22 protein-coding genes are annotated in these 25473 nt (G+C 50.2%); 20 read left to right on the plus strand and 2 right to left on the minus strand.

The features are described 5' to 3' along the window. Positions 1 to 92 precede the first annotated feature (92 nt). The 6 genes from dxs (at position 93) to QMA09_RS06925 (ending at position 6980) form a co-directional block, all read left to right on the plus strand. On the plus strand, positions 93 to 1994 hold the full coding sequence (dxs, locus tag QMA09_RS06900; protein WP_290212564.1) for a 1-deoxy-D-xylulose-5-phosphate synthase: 1902 nt from the start codon (positions 93 to 95) through the stop codon (positions 1992 to 1994). Beyond that, on the plus strand, positions 1991 to 2812 hold the full coding sequence (locus tag QMA09_RS06905) for a TlyA family RNA methyltransferase (RefSeq protein WP_290212535.1): 822 nt from the start codon (positions 1991 to 1993) through the stop codon (positions 2810 to 2812). Before dxs ends, QMA09_RS06905 begins: the two co-directional genes overlap by 4 nt. Positions 2813 to 3104: 292 nt before the next feature. Continuing rightward, complete coding sequence (gene ahrC / locus QMA09_RS06910) at positions 3105 to 3554, plus strand: transcriptional regulator AhrC/ArgR (protein WP_135501202.1); 450 nt, start codon at positions 3105 to 3107, stop codon at positions 3552 to 3554. A 15-nt stretch (positions 3555 to 3569) separates the two neighbouring features. Beyond that, a complete protein-coding gene (recN, locus tag QMA09_RS06915) occupies positions 3570 to 5267 on the plus strand; it encodes a DNA repair protein RecN (protein ID WP_183736495.1) in 1698 nt (565 codons plus the stop codon). Positions 5268 to 5301: 34 nt separating this feature from the next. Further along, on the plus strand, positions 5302 to 6060 hold the full coding sequence (gene spo0A / locus QMA09_RS06920; protein WP_290212536.1) for a sporulation transcription factor Spo0A: 759 nt from the start codon (positions 5302 to 5304) through the stop codon (positions 6058 to 6060). Between the two features lie 194 nt (positions 6061 to 6254). Further along, a complete protein-coding gene (locus tag QMA09_RS06925) occupies positions 6255 to 6980 on the plus strand; it encodes a glycerophosphodiester phosphodiesterase (RefSeq protein ID WP_290212537.1) in 726 nt (241 codons plus the stop codon). 26 nt (positions 6981 to 7006) lie between these two features. Here QMA09_RS06925 and QMA09_RS06930 read toward each other — a convergent pair whose 3' ends face one another. Continuing rightward, on the minus strand, positions 7007 to 7240 hold the full coding sequence (locus tag QMA09_RS06930) for a DUF2627 domain-containing protein (RefSeq protein WP_135504737.1): 234 nt from the start codon (positions 7238 to 7240) through the stop codon (positions 7007 to 7009). Positions 7241 to 7365: 125 nt separating this feature from the next. Here QMA09_RS06930 and QMA09_RS06935 point away from each other — a divergent pair, with 125 nt between their 5' ends. From QMA09_RS06935 to QMA09_RS06995, 13 genes are all read left to right on the plus strand, one after another. After that, positions 7366 to 9408 carry a sigma-54 interaction domain-containing protein gene (locus QMA09_RS06935; RefSeq protein WP_290212538.1) on the plus strand — a complete coding sequence of 681 codons (2043 nt, stop codon included), beginning with the start codon at positions 7366 to 7368 and terminating at the stop codon, positions 9406 to 9408. A gap of 128 nt (positions 9409 to 9536) precedes the next feature. Then, the gene (gene yqiS / locus QMA09_RS06940; RefSeq protein ID WP_290212539.1) at positions 9537 to 10457 is read left to right on the plus strand and encodes a phosphate butyryltransferase; all 921 of its coding nucleotides are present in this window, start codon (positions 9537 to 9539) and stop codon (positions 10455 to 10457) included. 12 nt (positions 10458 to 10469) lie between these two features. Beyond that, a complete protein-coding gene (locus QMA09_RS06945) occupies positions 10470 to 11564 on the plus strand; it encodes a Leu/Phe/Val dehydrogenase (protein WP_290212540.1) in 1095 nt (364 codons plus the stop codon). A gap of 84 nt (positions 11565 to 11648) precedes the next feature. Beyond that, positions 11649 to 12737, plus strand: a complete 1089-nt coding sequence (gene buk / locus QMA09_RS06950) for a butyrate kinase (RefSeq protein ID WP_290212541.1) — start codon at positions 11649 to 11651, stop codon at positions 12735 to 12737. Between the two features lie 21 nt (positions 12738 to 12758). Further along, positions 12759 to 14186, plus strand: coding sequence for a dihydrolipoyl dehydrogenase (gene lpdA, locus QMA09_RS06955; protein ID WP_290212542.1), 1428 nt, complete (start codon positions 12759 to 12761; stop codon positions 14184 to 14186). A gap of 13 nt (positions 14187 to 14199) precedes the next feature. Next, positions 14200 to 15204 carry a thiamine pyrophosphate-dependent dehydrogenase E1 component subunit alpha gene (locus tag QMA09_RS06960; protein WP_290212543.1) on the plus strand — a complete coding sequence of 335 codons (1005 nt, stop codon included), beginning with the start codon at positions 14200 to 14202 and terminating at the stop codon, positions 15202 to 15204. Further along, entirely contained in the window at positions 15204 to 16187 is a 984-nt protein-coding gene (locus QMA09_RS06965) for an alpha-ketoacid dehydrogenase subunit beta (protein WP_135504750.1), read from the plus strand. The genes QMA09_RS06960 and QMA09_RS06965 overlap by 1 nt, the downstream gene beginning before the upstream one ends. A 222-nt stretch (positions 16188 to 16409) precedes the next feature. Beyond that, positions 16410 to 17756, plus strand: coding sequence for a dihydrolipoamide acetyltransferase family protein (locus QMA09_RS06970; RefSeq protein WP_290212544.1), 1347 nt, complete (start codon positions 16410 to 16412; stop codon positions 17754 to 17756). Positions 17757 to 17854: 98 nt separating this feature from the next. Next, complete coding sequence (locus QMA09_RS06975) at positions 17855 to 19549, plus strand: methylmalonyl-CoA mutase family protein (protein WP_290212545.1); 1695 nt, start codon at positions 17855 to 17857, stop codon at positions 19547 to 19549. 1 nt (position 19550) lies between these two features. Continuing rightward, the gene (gene scpA / locus QMA09_RS06980) at positions 19551 to 21698 is read left to right on the plus strand and encodes a methylmalonyl-CoA mutase (protein WP_290212546.1); all 2148 of its coding nucleotides are present in this window, start codon (positions 19551 to 19553) and stop codon (positions 21696 to 21698) included. Next, on the plus strand, positions 21698 to 22765 hold the full coding sequence (meaB, locus tag QMA09_RS06985) for a methylmalonyl Co-A mutase-associated GTPase MeaB (protein ID WP_290212547.1): 1068 nt from the start codon (positions 21698 to 21700) through the stop codon (positions 22763 to 22765). Before scpA ends, meaB begins: the two co-directional genes overlap by 1 nt. Before the next feature lie 67 nt (positions 22766 to 22832). Further along, positions 22833 to 23273 (plus strand): BrxA/BrxB family bacilliredoxin, encoded by a 441-nt coding sequence (locus tag QMA09_RS06990; RefSeq protein WP_135504760.1) that lies wholly within the window; start codon positions 22833 to 22835, stop codon positions 23271 to 23273. Positions 23274 to 23369: 96 nt separating this feature from the next. Further along, positions 23370 to 24353 carry an aromatic acid exporter family protein gene (locus QMA09_RS06995; RefSeq protein ID WP_290212548.1) on the plus strand — a complete coding sequence of 328 codons (984 nt, stop codon included), beginning with the start codon at positions 23370 to 23372 and terminating at the stop codon, positions 24351 to 24353. A 453-nt stretch (positions 24354 to 24806) separates the two neighbouring features. On the opposite strand, the gene prli42 is transcribed toward QMA09_RS06995, so the two are convergent. Beyond that, the gene (prli42, locus tag QMA09_RS07000; RefSeq protein WP_158290622.1) at positions 24807 to 24902 is read right to left on the minus strand and encodes a stressosome-associated protein Prli42; all 96 of its coding nucleotides are present in this window, start codon (positions 24900 to 24902) and stop codon (positions 24807 to 24809) included. Between the two features lie 166 nt (positions 24903 to 25068). Between prli42 and mce the strand changes: the two genes are divergently transcribed. Beyond that, a complete protein-coding gene (gene mce, locus QMA09_RS07005; protein WP_135504762.1) occupies positions 25069 to 25467 on the plus strand; it encodes a methylmalonyl-CoA epimerase in 399 nt (132 codons plus the stop codon). Positions 25468 to 25473: the final 6 nt, after the last annotated feature.

Consider the following 25473-nt stretch of genomic DNA (forward strand, 5'->3'; position numbering starts at 1 on the left):
CTCATACACTCTGATTTGTACTATGGCTTCACATTGTTATAATAAAGACAGATTACTCTAAGGTAAAATTATATAGAAGGTGTGTGATGGCAATGGATCTGCATACGATTACCAGTCCATCTTTCTTAAAAGGGCTGAACAATGATCAGCTCGTTGAATTAAGTGAAGATATCCGGAAATTCCTAATTGAAAACTTATCAAGAACCGGAGGCCATATCGGCCCCAATTTGGGCGTCGTCGAATTGACGCTCGCGCTGCATAAAGTGTTTGACAGCCCGTCCGATAAATTGATTTGGGACGTTGGGCATCAGTCATACGTCCATAAAATCCTGACCGGGCGCGCCAGCCAGTTTGATACGCTGCGCCAATTCAAAGGCTTATGCGGATTCCCGAAACGCATCGAAAGCGAACACGATGTCTGGGAAACGGGCCATAGCTCGACTTCATTGTCTGCGGCAATGGGCATGGCGGCAGCACGCGATATCCAGAAAACCGGCAACCACGTAATCCCGATCATCGGAGACGGCGCATTGACCGGCGGAATGGCGTTTGAGGCATTGAACCACATCGGGCACGAAAAAACCGATATGATCGTCATCCTCAATGACAACGAAATGTCGATTGCACCAAACGTCGGCGCCATGCACAGCGTGCTTGGCAGAATGCGGACAGCGGGCAAATACAATAAAGTCAAAGATGATTTGGAATACTTGATGAAAAAAATTCCTGCGGTTGGCGGAAAACTCGCTTCTACAGCAGAGCGCGTCAAAGACAGCTTGAAATATTTGGTTGTTTCCGGCATGTTCTTTGAAGAGCTAGGCTTTACGTACCTGGGGCCTATCGACGGGCATGACCTTGAAGAACTTGAAGAAAACCTGAAATACGCCAAGAAAACCAAGGGACCTGTCTTGCTTCATGTCATCACGAAAAAAGGCAAAGGCTTCCTGCCCGCTGAAAACGATGTTGTCGGGACGTGGCATGGAACTGGCCCTTATAAAATGGAAACTGGCGACTTGGTTGCATCTTCATCCAAAGCGCCTTCATGGAGCGGCTTGATTGCGGAAACTGTGCGCAAACTGGCGCGTGAAGATGAGCGCATCGTCGCCATTACGCCGGCAATGCCGGTTGGCTCGAAGCTTGTCGGTTTTGCTTCTGAATTTCCAGACCGCTTCTATGACGTCGGCATTGCTGAACAGCATGCGATGACGATGGCGGCTGGTCTGGCTGCAGTAGACATGAAACCGTTCTTGGCGATTTATTCGACCTTCCTGCAGCGCGCTTACGACCAAGTGGTGCACGATGTTTGCCGCCAGAACTTGAACGTTTTTATCGGCATTGACCGGGCAGGCCTTGTCGGAGCAGACGGTGAAACACATCAAGGCGTATTCGATGTCGCATTCCTGCGGAATCTGCCGAACATGGTCGTCATGATGCCGAAAGACGAAAACGAAGGGCAGCACATGGTCCAAACCGCGATTGAATACAACGGCGGACCTATTGCTTTGCGCTATCCGCGCGGCAATGGACTGGGCGTACCGATGGACAGCGAACTGAAAAGCTTGCCAATCGGCTCATGGGAAGTATTGGAAAAGGGCGCCGATGCGGTCATCCTGACATTCGGTACAACAATACCCATGGCGCTTCATGCGGCTGAACAATTGCGCGAGCAAGGAATCCAGCTGGAAGTCGTCAATGCACGCTTCATCAAACCGATGGACGAAGCGATGCTGCATTCGATTTTCGGGCGCAAGATTCCAATCATCACACTGGAAGAAGCAGTGTTGCAAGGCGGCTTCGGCAGTGGGGTCCTTGAATTTGCGGAAGAAAACGAATATTACGGCGCGGTCATCCACCGCCTCGGCATTCCGGATCAATTTATCGAGCACGGCGATGTCGCCGAGTTGATGGACGAAATCCATTTAAACAGCGACGAAGTGGTGCGCATTGCGAAAAAATTGACAGCTGTGCAAAAGGCGGAATCGAACGTCCTATGAATAAACCGAAAAAAGAGCGTGTAGACGTCCTGCTCGTTGAGCGGGGCATCTGTGAAACGCGTGAAAAAGCGAAAAGAGCCATTATGGCCGGCATTATATTTTCCAATGAAGAACGCATGGAAAAACCGGGTGAGAAAATCGCTGAAGACGCACCATTGCGCATGAAAGGCAATGACTTGAAATACGTCAGCCGCGGCGGGCTGAAGCTTGAAAAAGCGCTCGCCGAATTCGATTTATCGGTCGAAGGCAAATTGATGCTCGACATCGGTTCATCGACCGGCGGATTTACGGATTGCGCCCTTCAAAACGGCGCGAAGCATTGCTACGCCTTGGACGTCGGCTCGAATCAGCTGGCCTGGAAAATCAGGCAGGATGAGCGGGTCACGGTGATGGAAAAAACCAATTTCCGGCATTCAAAGCCGGAAGATTTTACAGAAGGTTTGCCGGAGTTTGCGACAATCGACGTCAGCTTCATCTCATTGCGCATCATTTTGCCGGTACTGAAACAAATAATTGTGCCAGGCGGTGATGTGATTGCTCTCGTCAAGCCGCAATTTGAGGCAGGGCGCGAAGCTGTCGGCAAAAAAGGCATCGTGCGGGAGCCGAAAACGCATCGTGACGTGCTGGCGAAAGTCGGCAATTTCGCGATCCAATCGGGATTCCATGTGAAAAATATGTCTTTCTCACCGATTACCGGAGGCGAAGGGAATATTGAATTCCTGTTCCACCTGCAATCGGCGGCAGAAGGCAGTGAAATCGCTCCGATGTCCGATGACGCAATAGCGAACCTTGTCAAATTGGCCCACGAAACACTGTAAGCACATTCCAAAAGGGCTGTCGAGAAATTCTCGGCAGCCCTTTTTTACTTCTCTTCAGTTCCTTTGTTAAAGAAATAAAGAATGCAATATCTTCTGTTATATAAATCCCCGATATGGAGCAAAAAAGAGCGGCTCCCGCGGAATATCGGCTCTCATAATTATTCTTTTTAACTTTCTCAACTACCGGAAATGACCTGAAAACCCTTGTTTTCTTGTTCACTTGTTTTTCAGGCTGAATAAAGGTACGATATAAGGTATATGGAATAATTATTCATCCTTAGGAGGACTTCAATTGAACAAAGGGCAAAGACATATTAAAATCCGTGATCTCATTTCAAACCGTGAAATCGAAACACAGGATGAACTGGTGGACCTGTTGAAGTCAGCGGGCTACGAAGTAACGCAAGCGACTGTTTCAAGAGACATCAAGGAATTGCATTTAGTAAAAGTGCCGCTTCAGGACGGCCGTTATAAATATAGCTTGCCGGCTGACCAGCGCTTCAATCCTATGCAGAAATTGCACCGTGCTTTAACGGATGCGTTCGTCAGCATTGACGGCGCCAGCCATTTCTTGATCATGAAGACCTTGCCGGGCAACGCCCATGCAATCGGTTCATTGATCGACCATTTGGACTGGGAGGAAATTCTTGGCACAATCTGTGGAGATGATACTTGTCTCATCATCTGCCGCGATACAGACCAGCGTGAAGTATTGAGACAACGTTTGATTGAGATGCTTTAAAAAAGAGGTGGACATATGCTGCGTGAATTGGATATACGCAATTTTGCAATCATCGAAGCGCTGACAGTCAGTTTTACAGAAGGACTGACCGTGTTGACTGGGGAAACCGGCGCCGGAAAGTCGATTATCATAGATGCCGTGCATTTGCTTGCAGGTGGCCGCGGAAGCCAGGAATTTATCCGCCATGGCGCGAAGAAAGCTGAAATTGAAGGCCTTTTCTCGATAGAAGATGCCAAGCATCCGGTATTCGCTAAATTAGCGGATTTCGGCATGGAGCCGACAGATGGCGAGATTTTGCTGCGCCGCGAACTGAACGATAAAGGCAAAAACGTCTGCCGCGTCAACGGGAAATTGGTGACGATTTCGATTCTGCGGGAAATTGGCGGGGCGCTGATCGACATCCACGGCCAGCATGAAACCCAGGAGTTGATGGATGAGAAACAGCATCTGCATCTCTTGGATCAGTTCGCCGGGAATTCTTTGGGCAAGGCGAAAGAAAGCTATTCGCACACCTACGATAAATACATGAAGCTGAAAAGGGAATTTGCGTCTTATAATGAAAACGAACAGCAAATTGCCCAGCGCATCGACTTGCTGACGTTCCAATTGCGGGAAATCGAAGCTGCGGAATTGATCGCGGGCGAAGAAGAGGATTTACTGCAGGAACGGAAAAAGCTGCAGAATTTCACCAAGATTTATGAATCGGTGTCTGCAGCCCATGAAGCCATTCAAGGCGAATCAAAAGGGCTTGACTGGGTTGGTTCCGCGATGTCGGAACTCGAACATGCCGCGTCTGTCGATGAACAATTCGGCAGCCATTCCGAACTGGTGTCAAGTGCGTTTTATCAGCTGCAGGACGTCTCTTCTGAAATCAAGCGATTGATTGACGATATGGAATTCGACCCGAGCCGATTGAACGAAATCGAACAGCGCCTGGCATTGATCCAATCGTTGAAGCGCAAATACGGCGCTTCTGTTGAAGATATTCTCATTTATCACGAACAGCAAGCGGATGAATTGGACAAACTCGTCAACCGTGACCAGCGTTATCAGCTCGATCAAGCGAAGTTGAAGGAATTGACCGAAGACTTGCGCGTCGACGCGGAGGAATTGACCATTTTGCGGAAAAAAGCCGCAAGCAAATTGGGCAAGGCGATCATGGAGCAATTGCGTGAACTGCACATGGGCAAAGCTTCTTTTGAAGTCAATTTCAGTGCATTGCCAAACGGCCGATTTGACCGCAACGGCGGAGATGTCATTTCGTTCTATATTTCCACCAATCTTGGCGAGCCGCTGAAGCCGCTGACGAAAGTTGCTTCAGGCGGCGAATTGTCGCGGATGATGCTGGCATTGAAGACGATTTTCTCGAAACACCAAGGCATCACTTCGATCATATTCGATGAAGTGGACACGGGCGTCAGCGGCCGTGTCGCCCAAGCGATTGCCGAGAAGATTGCGGCGATTTCCGTCCATTCGCAAGTTCTGTGCATTTCCCATTTGCCGCAGGTTGCAGCGATGGCGGATCAGCACCTCTTTATAGAAAAGAAAGTCGGGAAGCAGCGTACGACAACGGCAGTCCACGAATTGGACGGCCAGGAACGTACCGAAGAAATGAGCCGGATGCTGTCTGGTGCGGAAATCACTGATTTGACGCTGCAGCATGCCGAGGAATTGCTGACCCTTGCAAAAGATAGAAAACTTTCGTTGCGATAGAAGTGCAAAAGCACCTAGCAGGAGGAGTTAGTTGATGGAAACGATAAAAATTGCAATCGCGGATGATAATAGCGACTTAGTCAAACTAATGAGCGATTATTTGAGCAGCCAACCAAATATGGAAGTAGTCGCTGTCGCCTATAACGGCAAGACGTGCATTGAAATGCTGGGCCAGCATGAAATCGATGTTCTGGTGCTGGACATCATCATGCCCTATTTGGATGGCATCGCGGTTCTCGACGCCATCAAAGAAGATGAAGGTTTGCGCAATATTGAAGTCATCATGTTGTCAGCTTTCGGCCAGGAATCGATCATGTCGCAGGCAGCCCAAAACGGGGCTTCCTATTTCATCATGAAGCCTTTCGAAGCCGAACGGCTGGCAATCCAGATCAACCACATTATGCAAAGCCGGCCGCTGCCGGAAAATCCGAAAAAAACGGCGGCGTTGAAGAACGAAGAAATTATTGCTTTGATGAAAGATATCGGGATTCCGCCCCATATCCAAGGTTATCATTATTTGAAAGAAGCGATTTCCCAAGTGATGGATAATCCCACGCTGCTCAATAAAGTGACAAAGGAACTTTATCCGAATGTCGCAGAACGGATGGATTCAACACCGACGCGTGTTGAAAGATCCATTCGACACGCCATCGAACTGGTATGGAATCGAGACGATACGCGGCACATATCTGCTATATTCGGATACAGCGAAGAGTTGTTGAAAGAAAAACCGACCAATTCGAAATTTATCGCGATGATTGTCAACAGCACTAAAAATGGGCAAGGGAAGTAAACCCGCATTGCCGCCCACGCCGCCTTGCAAGCCCATCCCGGTGCTGCAAGCGGCTTTTTTTCTTAAATAAATCCAAGCGATGAGCTGAAATAAAAGGTTACAAATCGCATTGAAAGCTTTATAATATTTTGTGATGATGATAAAAATACGCTATTCAAACGAATGCGAATGATAAAGAAAGAAGATGGTTTAACGTGTCTGAACTGAGAATATACGCCCATCGCGGGGCATCTGGCTATTCGCTCGAGAACACCTGGAATGCTTTCCGCAAAGCAGGCGAAAGCGGCGTCGGCATCGAGCTGGATCTCCAGATCACCAAAGATGGCGTCGTAATTGTCTTTCATGACGATAATCTCAAGCGGCTCAGCGGAAAGAACCTGAAAATTGATGAAGCCGAATACAGCTTGATGAAAGAATTGAAAATCGGCAAGCGGTGGCATCGCAGGTTTTGGCACGACTCCATCCCGCTCGGCTACGAAGTCATCCAGTGGGCCAAAGATAAAAAGGTGCCGTTGAACATCGAATTGAAGAGCTCCTTTATGAAACATTCGGATGGTCCCCGCATTATCGCTTCAATGCTTGAAGGGGCGGAAGACTTTCATGTGTCCTCATTCCACCCGGAGCTCCTCCGGGATATGAAAGCATTGCTGCCTGAAGCGGAAATGGCGTTGATCCTGAAGAAAAGAATACCGTTGGAAATGCTCGAAGGGATGCACTGGGTCGACAGCATCCATCTCCATAAACGGATTTACTCGAAGCGGTTTTTAGAAGCTCTTCATGGTATGGAAAAGACTGTTCGTGTCTATGGCTTCCGCGGCAGGGAAGCTGCGATGAAGAAATTAGCGCCGGAATTGAAAGGCATCATTACAGACTACCCGCACCGGGTAACAAAAAAATTGCGTCCGCCCTCGAAAGGGTAGACGCAATTTTTTTTAGCCGGACGGCGTTATTTCTGGAACCGTTTTGAAACGGTTCCTTTTTTGCGGTCGCGGTTCAACAGGAAACCGGCGAAAAAGCCGATGCCGAGAACGACGAAAATGGTGCCGAGCGTAAACTGAAGCCACAATGCCGGATAAGGCTCAAGCAATTTATTGAACAAGGTATCGCGCATCAATTTGATGCCGTAAGCTGCGAGGATTCCCGGTATGAGCAAGATGATAAAAGCGATAAGACGTCCCATGTTTCCACTCCTTCTCCGTCTATTGTTTTCCACTTTGCTGGTGCTTGTCAAGAATCTAATCCTGCTGTACGCTTGAATGAGCATTGCAAGAAATTGCATAGATTAATCGGAAGGGTTGAAGTCCTTTGCAAAACGTTGTTGTCATCGGAGGCGGGGCAGGCGGATCAGCCATCCTCCAAATTTTGATGGAATCGGAATATTTGAATGTCTACGGCGTCGCTGACCTTAATTTGCAGGCGCCCGCGATACTCGCTGCACAGAAAAACGGCATCCGCGTCAGTACGGATTTCCATGATTTTGCCAACGAAGAGGTTGATATGGTATTCAACGTTTCCGGCAGCGAAGAAGTCCAGCGCGAGCTGCCTGGCCTATTCCCACAGAAAACGGTCATTATCCCAGGGGGCATCGCCAATGTCTTGGTACGCTTGGTCACCGAAAAAGAACAGTTCATTTCATTGATGAGTGAAGTCAGCCACAAACAGAACATCATCTTCAATTCAGTGGAAGAAGGGATGATCGGCATCGACCGGAAAGGGCGCATCAATTTCATCAACAGGAGCGCGTCCCGCATGATCGAAGTCAGTGCCGAAGAAGCGATGGGGCATCCCATCAACGAACTGATTACGATGAGTGAATTGCCGCGGATTTTTGAAACCGGCCGAACCGAATTGAACCGGGAGCTAGAGCTGAAGAACGGCCTGAAAATTGTCACTTCGCGTTTTCCGATGGTCGACGAATTCGGAGAGACGATTGGCGCCTTTGCTGTGTTCAAAGACATAACGGAAGTGGTATCCCTCGCTGAACAGATCACCGACTTGAAAGAGATCCAGACGATGCTCCAAGCGATCATCGCTTCCAGCGACGACGCGATTTCGGTTGTGGACGAACAAGGGATCGGCTTGCTCGTGAACCCAGCTTACACCCGCATCACCGGCCTTGAGATGGATCAGGTCATCGGCCAGCCCGCATCGGCGGACATTTCCGAAGGGGAAAGCATGCATTTGAAAGCATTGCAGACGCGCAAGCCATACCGCGGCGTCAATTTGAAAGTGGGCCCCGCAAACCGGGAAGTCATCGTCAATGTTGCACCGATCATTGTCGACAACAAGTTGAAAGGCAGTGTCGGGGTCATCCACGACACCACCGAAATCCGCTCGCTCATGAAAGAGCTTGACCGGGCGCGCAGCATCATCCGTACGCTCGAATCGAAATACACATTTGATGACATCATCGGCTTGTCGTCTGAAATGCAGTTGAGCCTGCAGCAGGCGAAATTGGCCGCACAAACGCTCGTTACGGTTTTATTGCGCGGCGAATCGGGCACCGGCAAAGAATTGTTCGCCCATGCCATCCACAGCGCAAGCGAACGGAAATTCAATAAATTCGTGCGCGTCAATTGTGCTGCTTTGTCGGAAGAGCTGCTAGACAGTGAATTGTTCGGCTACGAAGAAGGCGCCATTCCTGGGAAAAGCGGAGAGAAAAGAGGCTTGTTCGAGGAAGCCAATAACGGCAGCATCTTCCTGGACGAGATCGGGGAATTGTCGCCGATGATCCAGAGCAAATTGGTGCGTGTGCTGCAGGAACACGAAACGCTGCGAATCGGCGGCACCAAGCCGATTCCTGTCAATGTCCGGGTCATCGCCTCAACAAACGCCAATATGGAAAAAGCGCTGCTTGGCGGCACGTTCCGGGAAGACTTGTATTACCGGCTGAACCGCATGCCGATCCTCATCCCGCCGCTTCGCAACCGCAAGCAAGACATTCCGCGCATCGTCGACCGCCTGCTGATGAAGTTGAATCAGGAATACGGCCGCAATATCGAAACGGTAACGGAGAAGGCCATGCAATTGCTGCGTGTCTACGATTGGCCGGGCAATGTGCGGGAACTCGAGAATGTCATCAGCCGATCGATGATTTTCATGCAGATGAACGATAAGGTATTGACCGAAGAACACATCCCGCTGAACATGCTGAGGGCGGCCGAAGCGAAAAATGAAGTGGTCATCGAATCATCGGTACCGCTGCAGGAACAATTGGATGCAGTGGAGCGGGGCATCTTGCACCATTCCCTGACACAGTTCAAAGGCAATAAATCCAAAACCGCAAAACAGCTGGAAATCTCCTTGCGCACGCTTTATTACAAACTTGAAAAATACGGCTTAATGTGATTTGCAACATCTTGCATGGTTTTGCAAGAAATTGCAAAGAAAAAGGCGCTTATTGTAAAATAAAGCGCTTACAAGCCTTATATAATGCGTTTTAATCTGTTTTAATTAAAAGGGAATGGGGTGAAAAAATGACCACATTAACGCAAATAATGGATGAAATTTCAGCGGAAGCCGATAATACGGTAGCTGTCGCTGCGGCGGCAGATTCCGAAGTTCTTGAATCCGTCAGCATGGCGCTCGAACGCAATTTGGCGAGTTTCCGGCTGTACGATGATGAAGTGAAAGTGAAGGAAATGATCAAACGTGATTTTCCGCACTTGGCCGGCCATCCGAAAATCCAGATCCACCATGTCAGCGGCAGTGCCCAAGCGGCGAAAGAAGCTGTCAAATCCGTATATATGAACGATTCGAATGTTTTGATGAAAGGGCATATCCCGACAGCCGTTTTATTGAAAGCAGTGCTGAATCCGGATTATGGCTTGCGGACAGGCAATGTATTGTCCCACGTCGCAGCTTTCGAAATCCCAGGCTTCGATCGGTTGATTTTTATCACCGATGCCGGCATGAACATCGAGCCGGACCTGAAACAAAAAGCGCAATTAATTGAAAACGCTGTCTCGATCGCGCGATCTGTTGGAGTCGAACTTCCAGTAGTGGCGCCGTTGGCTGCTGTTGAGGTGATCAACCCGACCATGCAGGCGACATTGGATGCCGCTGCACTGACCGCGATGAACAAGCGGGGCCAAATCAAGAATTGCATCGTCGATGGCCCTTTGGCCTTGGATAATGCAGTGTCTGTAGCTGCGGCCCACCATAAAGGGATCACAGGCGAAACCGCCGGCAAAGCCGACATCTTGCTTGTACCTACAATCGAATCCGGCAACATCCTATACAAATCATTGGTCTATTTTGCAAAAGCAAAAGTGGGGGGCGTCATTGCGGGTGCGAAAGCGCCGATCGTTTTGACTTCCCGTGCAGACAGCGCTGAAACGAAGCTTTATTCGCTCGCGCTGGCTATCCGCTCATCAAGCAGTCAACAAACATACTAGGGGGACTTGACAATGGAAATTTTCAAAAGAATGGAACAGCACGACTACGAACAATTGGTGTTTTGCCAAGATAAAACTTCAGGATTGAAAGCGATTATCTGCATCCACGATACAACTTTAGGGCCGGCTCTTGGCGGAACGCGTATGTGGAACTACGAAACAGAAGAAGAAGCAATCGAAGACGCAATCCGCCTTGGACGCGGAATGACATATAAAAACGCAGCAGCTGGCTTGAACTTGGGCGGCGGCAAAACCGTTATTATCGGTGATCCATTGAAAGACAAAAACGAAGAAATGTTCCGTGCTTTCGGCCGCTTTATCCAAGGCTTGAACGGGCGTTACATCACAGCTGAAGATGTCGGCACAACAGTTGCGGATATGGACTTGATCCACGAAGAAACGGATTTTGTTACAGGGATCTCTCCAGCATTCGGTTCTTCAGGCAACCCGTCACCAGTTACAGCTTACGGCTGCTACATCGGTATGAAAGCAGCTGCGCTTGAAGCGTGGGGCGACGATTCACTAGAAGGCAAAACGGTTTCTGTGCAAGGCGTCGGCAACGTAGCTTACACACTTTGCGAACACTTGCACCAAGAAGGCGCAAAATTGATCGTAACGGATATCAACCAGGAAGCAGTAGCACGCGCAGTGAAAGACTTCGGAGCGATTGCCGTTGCACCGAATGAAATCTACTCACAGCAAGCGGACATCTTTGCACCATGCGCAATGGGCGCCATCATCAACGACGAAACGATTCCGCAATTGAAAGTCAAAGTTGTTGCTGGTTCAGCGAACAACCAATTGAAAGAAGAGCGCCACGGCGATGAGCTTGAAGCACTTGGCATTGTTTATGCACCGGATTTTGTTATCAACTCAGGCGGCGTTATCAATGTTGCGGATGAATTATACGGCTACAACAACGAACGTGCGATGAAGCGCGTTGAAACCATTTACGACAGCATCACACGCATTTTTGAAATCTCGAAACGCGACGGAATTCCGAGCTACCAGGCTGCGGACCGTATGGCGGAAGAACGCATCGACCGTATGCGCAAATCAAGAAGCCAATTCTTGCGCAACGAACACAACATCATCTCAAGACGCTAAATGGCAGGCAGGCACGGCCGGTTCAACCCGGTTGGCGCCTGCTGCTTGTGTAGTTTACTGAAAAGAAGAAATGGAGGGATCGCTGTGCAAAAACAGCAGCAGCGGATTTTGGTCTTAAACCCAGGTTCGACTTCGACTAAGATCGGTGTTTTTGACAACGATATCCTGATAATGGAAAACACCATCCGCCATTCGACGGAATCGCTTGCACAATTCACGTCAATCATCGACCAATTCGAATTTCGCAAACAAACCATTCTAGAAGCGCTCGACGAAGAAGGCATGAATGTCTCCAATTTGTCCGCGGTCTGCGGACGCGGTGGATTGCTTCGGCCGATCGAAGGCGGGACCTATGCAGTAAATGAAACGATGCTGAACGATTTGCGCAAAGGCGTATCGGGCCAGCACGCTTCGAATCTTGGCGGCATCATTGCCTTTGAAATTGCTCAGGCATTGAACATACCGTCATTCATCGTGGATCCGGTCGTCGTGGATGAATTGGATCCGATTGCACGCGTGTCAGGATTTGCATTGATTGAACGGAAATCGATTTTTCACGCATTAAACCAAAAAGCGGTTGCCCGCCGCTACGCGAAAGAGTCAGGGCGCGCATACAGCGACTTGCGCTTGGTCGTCGTTCATATGGGCGGCGGCATAACAGTCGGCGCACATATCGGCGGCCGTGTCGTGGATGTCAACAACGGCCTTCACGGTGACGGGCCGTTCAGCCCGGAAAGAGCGGGAACGGTTCCGGCAGGTGATTTGGTTGAATTATGCTTCTCGGGCCAGTATTACCGCCAGGAAATCATGAAAATGCTCGTCGGACAAGGCGGCTTGGTCGGATATCTTGGGACGAATGACGCGGTAAAAGTGGAAAAACGGATCCAAAAAGGCGACATGGAAGCAAAACTGATTTATGACGCGATGGCTTATCAAGTGGCGCGCGAAATCGGTTCAGCAAGCGCTGTTCTTGAAGGTAAAGTGGATGCGATTATTCTGACTGGCGGACTCGCTTACGGCAAAAGTTTCGTGGAGTCGATTACGAACCGCATCAGCTGGATTGCAGACGTTGTTGTCATGCCAGGTGAAAATGAGCTCCAGGCTCTAGCCGAAGGGGCAGCACGCGTATTGAACGGAGAAGAACAAGCGAAGATTTACCCGGCAGGAAAATAACGAAGGAGGTCGTCTTCAACCATGGCACAAAATTACGATGTCGTCATTATGGGCGGCGGAACAGGCGGCTACGTAGCCGCCATCCGCTCGGCTCAATTAGGATTAAAAACAGCGATTGTCGAAAAAGGCAATCTTGGCGGAACATGCCTGCACAAAGGCTGTATTCCAAGCAAGGCGCTGCTCCGCAGCGCGGAAGTTTACGCAACCACCAAAAACCATGCAGCTGATTTCGGCGTTGTCACTGGAGACGTGTCATTGGATTTTTCACGCGTCCAACAGCGTAAACAAGCGATTGTCGACCAATTACATGCAGGCGTTCAAGGCTTGATGAAAAAAGGCAAGATCGACGTCTACGAAGGCATCGGCCGCATCCTTGGGCCGTCAATCTTTTCACCGAATGCCGGCACGGTTTCCGTTGAAATGGCAAACGGCGAAGAAAACGAAATGCTGATTCCTAATAACGTCATCATCGCGACCGGTTCTCGTCCACGGACACTTCCGGGCTTGACGATTGACGGCGAATTTGTCATGAGTTCCGATGAAGCGCTTCAAATGCAGGAGTTGCCGAAATCGATTTTAATCGTTGGCGGCGGCGTTATCGGCATTGAATGGGCATCGATGCTCAATGATTTTGGCGTAGAAGTGACGGTCATTGAATACGCAGACCGCATCATTCCGACTGAAGACAAAGATGTGTCGAAAGAAATGCTGAAATTGCTGTCGAAAAAAGGCGTGAAATTCGCAATCGGTGCAAAAGTGATGGCGGATACGCTCGAAACTGGCGACAACGGCGTAACGATCCAAGCTGAAGTAAAAGGCGGAATGGAAACGTTCAATGCAGAAAAAATGCTGGTTTCTGTGGGCAGACAGGCAAATGTTGAAAACATCGGCCTGGAAAACACGGACATCATCGTGGAAAAAGGCTTTATCCAAGTAAAACCTTCCTTCCAGACAAAAGAATCTCATATTTACGCAATCGGCGATGTCATTGGCGGCCTGCAATTGGCACACGTTGCATCCCACGAAGGCATTACGGCCGTTGAGCACATCAAGGGCAATAATCCACATGCCATCAATTACGATTTGGTATCGCGCTGCGTTTATTCCAATCCGGAAGCGGCAAGCGTCGGCATCACTGAAGAGCAGGCAAAAGAAAAAGGGCATGATGTCAAAGTCGGCAAATTCTCATTCAAAGCAATCGGCAAAGCGCTTGTTTACGGGGAATCAGACGGCTTCGTCAAAATCATTGCCGATAAAGAAACAAACGACATCTTAGGGGTTCACATGATCGGGCCGCACGTTACCGATATGATTTCAGAAGCTGGCCTGGCCATGGTTCTGGATGCGACTCCGTGGGAAATCGCCGAAACCATCCATCCGCACCCGACACTGTCAGAAGTGATGGGCGAAGCGGCGTTGGCTGTAGACGGCAAAGCGATTCATAGCTAAAGGGGGAATTTCAATGGCTTCAAAACACGAAGATGCAGGTTTGTCACAAGACGATTTGCTGAAAATGTACGAAACAATGCTGACGGCGCGCCGCGTCGATGAGCGCATGTGGCTGCTAAACCGCGCGGGCAAAATCCCGTTCGTTATTTCTTGCCAAGGACAGGAAGCGGCTCAGGTCGGTGCAGCATTTGCACTGGACAACACCAAAGACTATATCGCACCTTATTACCGCGACCTAGGTGTCGTTTTGCATTTCGGCATGACGCCGAAAGATTTGATGCTTTCAGCTTTCGCTAAAGCGGAAGACCCGAACTCAGGCGGACGCCAAATGCCTGGTCATTTCGGACAGAAGAAAAACCGCATCTTGACAGGTTCTTCACCGGTTACGACGCAATTGCCGCATGCAGTCGGCGTTGCATTGGCTGGGAAAATGAAGAAAAAAGATTTCATCACATTTACAACGCTTGGCGAAGGCTCTTCAAACCAAGGGGATTTCCACGAAGGCTTGAACTTTGCAGGCGTCCATAAATTGCCGGTCATTACGATGGTCGAAAACAATAAATACGCGATTTCCGTTCCTTATGACCGCCAAGTGGCGAGCAAGAACGTGTCGGACCGAGCAGCTGGATACGGCATGCCGGGCGTCACAATCGATGGCAACGACCCGATCGAAGTATACAAACACGTCAAAGCAGCTGCAGACCGCGCACGCCGCGGCGAAGGCCCAAGCTTGATCGAAACCGTTTCAGAACGGATGACGGCCCACTCATCAGACGATGACCACCGCCAATACCGTTCAGCTGATGAACTAGCAGCGCAAAAAGAAAAAGACCCGATTCTCTTATTCGGCGCTTATTTGAAGGAAAACGGCATCATGGACGACAAACTGGAAGCGGACATCAACGCCCGCATCATGGTTCTTGTCAACGAAGCGACGGATTATGCTGAAAACGCACCGTACGCTGCACCGGAAGACGCGCTGAAATACGTCTACGCGGAACAAGGAGGTAACGAATAATGGCAGTTATGAATTATATTGACGCCATCACGCTTGCCATGAAAGAAGAAATGGAACGTGACGAAAATGTTTTCGTTATTGGCGAAGACGTCGGCAAAAAAGGCGGCGTGTTCAAAGCGACGCAAGGCCTCTACGATCAATTCGGTGAAGACCGCGTTGTCGATGCACCACTTGCAGAATCGGCGATTGCCGGAGTTGCAATCGGAGCAGCGATGTACGGCATGCGCCCAATAGCGGAATTCCAGTTTGCGGATTTTATCATGCCGGCTGTCAACCAAATCATTTCGGAAGCATCGCGCATCCGTTACCGCTCAAACAACGACTGGTCATGCCCGATCGTGTTCCGTGCGCCATTCGGCGGCGGCGTCCACGGCGCGTTGTACCATTCGCAATCGGTGGAAGCCGTTTTCGCAAACCAGCCTGGTTTGAAAATCGTCATTCCGTCGACTCCATACGATGCAAAAGGATTATTGAAAGCGGCCATCCGCGACGAAGATCCGGTTATGTTTTTCGAACACAAACGTGCTTACCGCCTGATCAAAGGCGAAGTGCCTGAAGAAGATTACACGATTGAAATCGGCAAAGCCGATGTGAAACGCGAAGGCGACGACATCACAGTCATCACTTACGGACTGGCTGTGCATTTCGCGCTCCAAGCGGCAGAACGCCTTGCTGAGGACGGCATTTCCGCCCACATCCTGGACCTGCGCACAATTTACCCATTGGACAAAGAAGGCATCATCGAAGCCGCTAAGAAGACCGGCAAAGTACTTCTTGTCACAGAAGACAATAAAGAAGGAAGCATAATCGGCGAAGTAGCGGCGATCATCGCTGAAAACTGCCTATTCGACCTGGATGCTCCGATCAAGCGCCTGGCTGGCCCAGACGTTCCCGCAATGCCATACGCGCCAACTATGGAGAAATTCTTCATGATCAACCCGGATAAAGTTGAGAAAGCAATGCGTGAACTAGCGGAATTCTAAACAAGAAAAGCGGAAGCGCCCGATTAGCTCCGACAAGCGCTGGAAGCTTGGCATGTAATGGCGTCTTTTGCCATTGCTGGCCAGGCTGAAGCGACTCGAGGAGCTGGGCGCTGCAGCTGGATCAAAAGAAAAGCGGAAGCGCCTGTTATGTCCTAAAAGGCTGAAGATCTGAAGGAATAGCTGCTGAAGCCCGATCAGAAATGCAAATAAGGAGGAATCCCTTTGGCTATTGAGAACATCAAAATGCCCCAGCTTGGCGAAAGTGTCACAGAAGGCACCATTGAAAAATGGCTTGTCGCTCCTGGCGACCACGTCAATAAATACGATTCGCTGGCGGAAGTCAATACAGATAAAGTAACGGCAGAAGTCCCTTCTTCGTTTACCGGCATCATCAAGGAATTGATTGCTGCAGAAGGCGAAACCCTCGCAGTTGGCGAAATCGTCTGCACAATCGAAACAGAAGGCGGCGACTCGGCTCCAGCTGAAGACGCGACACCTCAACAAGCGGACACCGGCAAAGAAAACACGATGCCTGCAGCAGATACAGCGGTATCGAAACAACCGGCTGGCGCCAATGGCCAGTCACAACCGGTCCGCCCGTCCGGCTCGAAAGCCCGCTACTCGCCAGCAGTCCTGCGCCTCGCGCAAGACAACGACATCGATCTTGCACAAGTCGATGGATCAGGCAATGAAGGGCGCATCACGCGCAAAGATTTGTTGAAACTGATCGAGAGCGGCAACATCCCGAAAGCCGGCGATGCACCTGCAGCTCCTGCTCGCGAGGAAGCTCCTGCGCCTCAAGCAGCTGCACAGCAAGCACCGGCTGCAGCTCCTGCAGCGAAGTCAGCGCCGATCGAAAGCGCCCCTGGCGATATCGAAATCCCGGTAACAGGCGTCCGCCGCGCAATCGCTGCCAATATGCTGAAGAGCAAGCACGAAGCGCCGCACGCATGGATGATGATCGAAGTGGATGTTACTGACCTGGTCTCTTACCGCGATTCCATCAAAGGCGAATTCAAGAAAAAAGAAGGCTTCAACATTACGTATTTCGCCTTTTTCGTCAAAGCTGTATCACAGGCTTTGAAAGAATTCCCGATGATGAACTCGATGTGGGCTGGCGACAAGATCATCCAGAAAAAAGACATCAACATCTCGATCGCAGTTGCATCAGACAGCGCGTTGTTCGTGCCTGTCATCCGCAACTCAGATGAAAAGTCCGTCAAAGGCCTCGGCCGCGACATCAACGACTTGGCATTGAAAGCCCGCAACGGCAAATTGGGTTCTGCTGATATGCAGGGCGGAACGTTTACTGTCAACAACACAGGATCGTTCGGTTCTATCCAGTCAATGGGCATCATCAACCATCCGCAAGCGGCAATTCTGCAAGTCGAGTCAATCGTCAAACGCCCTATGATCATGGGCAACGGCATGATTGCAGCCCGCGACATGGTCAATTTGTGTTTATCGCTCGACCACCGCGTGCTTGACGGACTTGTCTGTGGACAATTCCTCGGACGCGTCAAAGAAATTCTGGAAAACATGAACAAGGAAAACACTTCCGTTTATTGATGGAAAGCCTGAAGTCTGCGGACTTTAGGCTTTTTTTCCTTTTATGTCTGCGGATAGTCGGGTAAAATGAATATAGAGACCTTTAGGGAGGGAACAGCTTGACTATCGAATCGATGAAAAAGACCCAATTTTCCGAACGTACATATGAAGACTGGCGGGAAGCGGCTGAAAAAGCGCTGAAAGGCAAACCGCTGGATGAAACTTTAAGAACACCGACGATAGAAGGCATCACCTTAGAACCGTTATATACAAAAGAAATGTTTGAAAAACGCGGCCATGCTGCCGAGAGCCAAGCGGCGGCTGTACAAAATGGAAAACGGCTTCCAGGCTGGTTCGTTGCTCAAGAAACCGCTTACGAAACGGCTGCGGATTTTTTAGCAGCAGCAAAAGAAGAATTGGCGCGCGGAAATGAAACGATCGTTTACACGAGCCAAAAGAATTTGCAATGGGCAGATGCAGAATTAGAAGAGCTCGCTGGCCTCATCGTGACGCATCCGCTGTACTTCAAATTGGGATCCGACGATAACGGCATCTTGCGGGTTTTTGATTTTATTGATGAGCAGCAGCTTTCGCATGTGCAGGGAGCCATTCAAGCAGAGTTCTCAGTAACGGCTCCGGCGAATGTGCGCACCGTCTTGATCGATACGATCCCTGTGCACGGTGCAGGCGGCACGATTATCCATGAACTTGGCGTGGCGCTCAGCATTTTGGCGGAAACAATGGAAACCGGCAATTTCAGCGCGCAAGCTGAAAAAATCTGGGTCCGTTTTGCAGTCGATACTCAATTTTTCCAGGAAATCGCGAAGCTCCGCGCATTCCGCGTGTTGTGGAACGCATTTTGTGAAGCATACGGCGAAAAAGCGCCAGCGGTACCGGTCTTTACCGAAACATCGGTTCGTTCTTATTCGAAACTGGATCCATACGTCAATTTGCTGAGAGCGGGCAACTCGACTTTTTCGGCAGTCCTTGGCGGCACAAACGCGCATACGGTTCATCCGCATGATTTCTTGACGGGGCCGAATAGCAAAAGCCGCCGGATTGCGCGCAACGTCCAGCTGGTCATCAAAGAAGAAGCGCATGCGGCACATGTCCTTGACGTTTCAGCAGGCTCTTATTTCATCGAGTCGCTGACACAGGAATACGTGGAAGCAGCTTGGCAGTATTTCCTCGAAATCGAAGAAGCTGGCGGCTATGCGGAAGTCATGCAGTCTGGCTGGTTGGCGAACGATATGCAGGCGAAATGGCTGGAGCGCAAAAAGCAGATCGCTTTGCGCAACGCTTCACTGATCGGCACGAATGTCTACGCTGACCCGCAGGAAGCAGTCAAAGACGGTGCGATCGACGAAAGCCATCTGGAGTACATCACAGCGAAGCGCTTAGCTGCGCCGTTTGAAAAAATGCGTGCACTCAGCAAAGAGCTGATTTTAAAAACGGCGATTGTCCACCTGGCGCCATTGAAAACCGTAAAAGCCCAGTCGGATTTCGTGGTCGGTTTCCTAGCAGTCGCAGGGCTCGAACCATTGATCAGCCCGGAATTGAAGGCGGCGGAAGAAGTGAATAGCTTCCTCGCTGAACATGAAATCGACTATGCCGTGCTATGCGGACCGGCAGAGGCAATCGACAGCATTCTGCCGGGCTTGCAAACGTCTGCTTCAGTAGACGTGGCAGGGCGAATTCCGAAAGAGCGCAGTGAATCCTGGAGTGAACACGGAATTACGGATTCGATTTACAACGGCAAGCACATCAATTCGAAATTGGAAGCAATCTTAAGTCTCGGAAAGGGGGCCTTCTGACATGGCTAAACCGGATTTTTCTAAAGTCGATTTACAGCAATTGTCTCTGGAGCCGCAAGAAGCGATCCAGCAAGAACCTTTTGAAACGAATGAAGGCATCGCCGTCAAACCTGTGTATTCAGCGCAGGACATGGATGGCACTGAAAACAGTTTGCCTGGTTTTGCACCGAATTTGCGCGGCCCTTACCCGACGATGTACGTATCGCGTCCGTGGACAGTACGCCAATATGCCGGATTTTCAACGGCTGAAGAAAGCAATGCGTTTTACCGCCGCAATTTGGCAATGGGCCAAAAAGGGCTGTCGGTTGCATTCGATTTGGCGACCCACCGCGGCTATGATTCCGACCATCCGCGCGTTGTCGGAGATGTCGGCAAAGCCGGCGTTGCCATCGACAGCGTAGAAGACATGAAAATCCTGTTTGACGGCATCCCGCTCGACCAAATGTCGGTATCAATGACAATGAACGGCGCAGTTGTGCCGATCATGGCATTTTATATTGTTGCGGCAGAAGAACAAGGCGTGTCGCCGGAACAATTGGCAGGGACGATCCAGAACGATATTTTAAAAGAATACATGGTGCGCAATACGTATATTTATCCACCTGCCATGTCGATGAAAATCATCGCGGATATCTTTAAATACACATCTGAAAAAATGCCGAAATTTAACTCGATTTCGATTTCCGGCTACCATATCCAGGAAGCGGGAGCGACAGCCGATATTGAATTGGCGTATACGCTTGCCGACGGATTGGAATACGTCCGCACCGGCCTTGCAGCCGGCATCGGCATCGATGCTTTTGCGCCGCGCCTGTCGTTCTTCTGGGGCATCGGCATGAACTATTTCATGGAAATCGCGAAAATGCGTGCAGCCCGCGCCATCTGGTCGAAAATGATGAAATCGTTTGATCCGCAAAACGACAAATCACTTGCGCTCCGGACACATTCGCAGACTTCAGGCTGGAGCTTGACCGAGCAGGATCCGTTCAATAACGTCACACGCACGCTGATCGAAGCAAATGCGGCGGCGATGGGCCATACCCAGTCGCTGCACACAAACGCACTTGATGAAGCGATTGCGTTGCCAACGGACTTTTCTGCCCGCATTGCCCGCAATACGCAATTGTTCCTGCAGGAAGAAACCTTGATGACGAAAGTCATCGATCCGTGGGGCGGTTCGTATTACGTCGAAGCGTTGACCAATGAATTGATGGAGAAAGCGTGGCAATTGATCGAAGAAGTGGAAGAGCTTGGCGGCATGGCGAAAGCGATTGAAACCGGCCTGCCAAAAATGCGCATCGAAGAAGCGGCTGCGAAAAAGCAAGCGCAAATCGATTCGAACGAAGAAATCATCATCGGAGTCAACCGCTACCGCTTGGATGAGGAAGACCCGATTGATATTTTGAACATCGACAACACCATGGTGCGCAAAAAGCAGATCGAGCGCATCGAACACATGAAAGCGACGCGCGACAGCGCAAAAGTCGGCGTGGCATTGCGCCGCCTTGCAGCTGCTGCTAAAACTGGGGAAGAGAACATCCTGGAATGCGCAGTGGATGCAGCGCGCAACCGTGCGACCTTGGGTGAAATCTCGGATGCCATTGAAGAGGCATCTGGACGGCATAAGGCGGTGATCCGTTCAGTGAGCGGGGTATACAGTTCAAACTTCTCGAACCAGCAGGAAATGGAAACCGTCAAGGAAATGACGGAAGACTTTATTGAAAACGAAGGGCGCCGTCCGCGTATCCTGATTGCCAAAATGGGGCAGGACGGCCATGACCGCGGAGCGAAAGTCATCGCGACAGCATTCGCGGACCTTGGATTTGATGTGGATATCGGGCCGTTGTTCCAGACGCCTGCCGAAACCGCGCAACAAGCAGCAGAAAACGACGTCCACGTCATCGGCGTAAGCTCGCTGGCAGCCGGACACATGACTTTGGTGCCGGATTTGGCGGCTGAACTGAAGAAAATCGGCCGTGAAGACATCCTGATTGTTGTCGGCGGTGTCATCCCGGCGCAGGATTATGAATTCCTGCGCAATAACGGAGCGAGCGCCATCTTCGGACCCGGCACGGTCATCCCGGTTGCGGCCCAAAAAGTCATCGAAGAGATTTACAGCCGCCTCGGCTATGAGGAAGTGGCCGACTGATGGACCGCGAAAAAGGTTCCCGGCGGGTCATGGAAGGCGTCAAAGCCAGCCACGATGGCATGAAGTCCGCGCCGCGCAAGAAATTCAAAAAACCGCAGGCGCAAGGCTCCAAAACCGCTGAACTGGCTGAAGGGGTATTGGGCGGATCGCGCATCCACTTGGGCAAAGCGATCACGCTGCTGGAAAGTTCGAATCCGCAAGACAAGCAGACGGGGCAGGATTTGCTGAACCGGCTGCTGCCGCATACCGGCAACAGCATCCGCATCGGCATCACCGGTGTACCCGGAGCGGGAAAAAGCACGTTTATCGAAACCTTCGGTGAAATGCTGACAGGGCTAGGCCATAAAGTGGCGGTGCTCGCCATCGACCCAAGTTCCTCAGTGACCGGCGGTTCGATCCTAGGCGACAAGACCCGCATGGAAAACCTGGCTCGAAACCCGAAAGCATTTATCCGGCCGTCACCTACTGCCGGTACGCTGGGCGGGGTCCACAAAAAGACCCGTGAAACGATGCTGTTGTGCGAAGCGGCGGGCTACGATGTCATTTTGGTGGAAACCGTCGGCGTCGGCCAAAGCGAAACCTTGGTGCGCGGCATGGTCGACATGTTCTTGCTGCTCGTGCTGACCGGTGCAGGCGATGAACTCCAAGGCATGAAAAAAGGCATTCTGGAACTCGCTGACGCCATCATCGTCCATAAAGCGGACAGCGACAACATGAAGCTTGTCGAAAAGACGGTACGTGAATACAAGCAAATCCTGCATTTTCTGCAGCGCGCGACAGAAGGCTGGAAGACCCAGGCATTGCCTGCGTCTTCACTCGAACAAACAGGTATACGTGAGATTTGGGATATGGTTAAGCAATTCGAAGATACGGTCAAAGTGAGCGGCTATTTCACCGTGCGCCGGCAGAACCAGACGAAAGACTGGTTCCGGTCGATGATCACCGATGAATTGCTGAGCCGGTTCTATGGCGACCGGGAGCGCAGCGGCAAAGTGAAAAAACTGGAGCAGCAGGTCCTTAACGAAGAGCTCACCGTATCGCAAGCCATTGCGGATTTATTCGAGTAAGCTTTTTTGCAAGTCTTTTCAAGTCCTGCTATGATTGAAAGAGGAAATTAGAAGGAGTGGTTAACGAATGGCTATGGATTTTAACTTCATGATGAACGATATCGTTAAACAAGCGCGCCAGGAATTGGTAGACGGCGGCTATACACAATTGGAAACAGCAGAAGAGGTCAATGAAGCCTTTGCACAACCCGGCACGAGCCTTGTTATGATCAACTCGGTATGCGGCTGCGCAGGCGGCATTGCACGCCCTTCAGCTTTGCATTCCGTACATTATGATAAGCGCCCGGACCGCCTGTTGACGGTTTTCGCTGGCCAAGACAAAGAAGCGACTGCGCAAGCGCGCCACATTTTCGGCGATGACCACTTGCCGTCATCCCCATCATTCGTCTTGCTGAAAGACGGAAAAATGGTGGACGAAATCGGACGCCATGAAATCGAAGGGCATGACCCGATGTCTGTAATTACACACATCCAGGAATTGTTCGAGAAACATTGCAACGAAATCTAATGCTAAAATGCCCCTTTTCTAGGGGCATTTTTTTGTAGAAAGCGTTTTCTGCGTTCGTGAATACAAAGAGAATCTGGCTGAAAAGAGGGGTGGAACATGAAACTGAAGCGTTTTTCAATTGGCTACCGTACAATGAAGACAGCAGCCGGAGCCGCGATTGCGATATACCTGGCGCAGCTTTTGCAATTGGATTATTACGTATCGGCCGGTATCCTCGCGATTCTGTGCATTCAGCCGACCAAGAAAAAATCCATCCGTGCAGCTTTTTCGCGTTTTGTCGCAAGCCTCATCGGAATTGCCTACGCATTCGTCTTTTTTGAAGGCATCGCGTACCATCCAATCGTGTTCGGTATCATGATTCTGCTGTTCATCCCAGTTCTGGTGTCGCTGAGATTTTCGGACGGCTTTGTTTCAAGCGCCGTCATCTTGCTGCATATCTACGACGCGGGAAATTTGACCGGCGGCCTTCTGCTGAACGAAGTGGTATTGATGGCTGTCGGCTTCGGCACTGCGCTGGCAGTCAACGTTTACATGCCGAGCATCGAGAAAAAACTGGATGATTACCGCAGCCAAATCGAGCAGCTGTACTCGACGATTTTTTACGAAATCGCCAATTATCTGCGCCAGGGAGAATCCACCTGGACCGGCGCTGAGCTGATGGAAAGCGAAAAGCTGGTGAAAAAAGCAAAAGCGCTCGCCTACCAGGATGTTGAAAATCACGTCACCCGGCTCGAGAACAAATACTATCGTTATTTCGACATGCGTGAGCAGCAGCTCGACATCATCGAGCTCATCCTGCCGAAAATCACCGAACTGCCTGCCGAAGTCGGGCAATCCCATTTGGTGGCGGAGTTTCTGGAGGATTTAGCCGCGCACGTCCATTCAGGCAATACCGCTGACCAATACCTCGGCAAGCTTGACGCAGTGAAAGCAGACTTCGCCAAAATGCCGCTGCCGGACAACCATGAAAAGTTTCTGGCAATGGCTGCGCTGTACCAAGTTATCGAGGAAATGGAAAGCTACCTGGAGATCAAGTCATCTTATCAAGGGTTTACCAACAAAAAACCAGCAGAAGCATAGCTTCCGCTGGTTTTATTGTTGGCAGAAAAATTTTTGGAAATTATAAATCCGATATTCCACAAAACAGCTCCGCTTGCCGCGGGCAAGACATTGGCCGAAGCTAGCGAGGCCATGTCTTTGCGACGAAGTGCGTAGCACTGCAGGAGCAGTAGGGTTTTCTCCGCTGTTTTGCTCCATATCAGGAGACGAGTATTGAAGTGCCGAAAGCTAGCGAAGCGACTTATGTAACTTTAGAGTTCTTCGATCAAAGAAATAACTAGTTATTAAGAAACACCTCTGAATGAAGCGGAAGGCGGCGACTCCAGCGGGCAAAGCCTGAGCTGAAGCCCCCGCAGGAGCGATAGCGACGAGGAGACTGAAGCCAGGCCCGCGGAAAGCGTCCGACTGAAGCGGAATGAAGAGTTTTCTCGAAAAACCCCCCTGCAGAATTTTCTGCAGGGGGTTTGAACTAGCTTATACGATAAAGCTTAGGCCCATTAACAATGATGACAAAAGCATCAAGGCGATCATGGAGTAGACAACAATTTTGCGGAAAGCTTGGTTTCTCATTAACAAATTGCTCCTTTATACCGTTTTAGTCTTTAAAGAAATGATAGCATATTTCCAAAAACATTTATAGGGAGAGCTTTTAAGGCGCGAAATGTGGCGCAACAGCTAGAGTTTTGCCGGCCAAATCTGTACAATAAAATAGAACATACTAAAGGGGATGAAAAAGATGAAGAAAGTCGACCATATTGGAATAGCGGTGCGGAATCTGGAACAAGTCCTGCCTTATTACACGGACGTTCTCGGCTGCCCTTTATTGAAAATCGAAGAAGTGGAATCACAGAAAGTGCGTGTGGCATTCATCGATGCCGGCAACATCAAGTTGGAGCTATTGGAGCCGATGGACGACACTAGCCCGATTTTTAAATTTATGGAAAAAAGAGGCGAAGGCATTCACCATATCGCGTTCGGTGTTGAAAACATTGAACAGCGCATGGAAGAGCTTCGCGCAGACGGGGTGCAATTGCTGAGCGAATCGCCGAAGCCAGGAGCTGGCGGTGCGTTAGTGGCTTTCTTGCATCCAAAATCATCGAATGGGGTATTATACGAACTTTGTGAAAAGCAATGATTGAGG

This window comes from Planococcus sp. APC 3906 (genome assembly GCF_030407685.1).
Lineage (GTDB): Bacteria > Bacillota > Bacilli > Bacillales_A > Planococcaceae > Planococcus > Planococcus koreensis.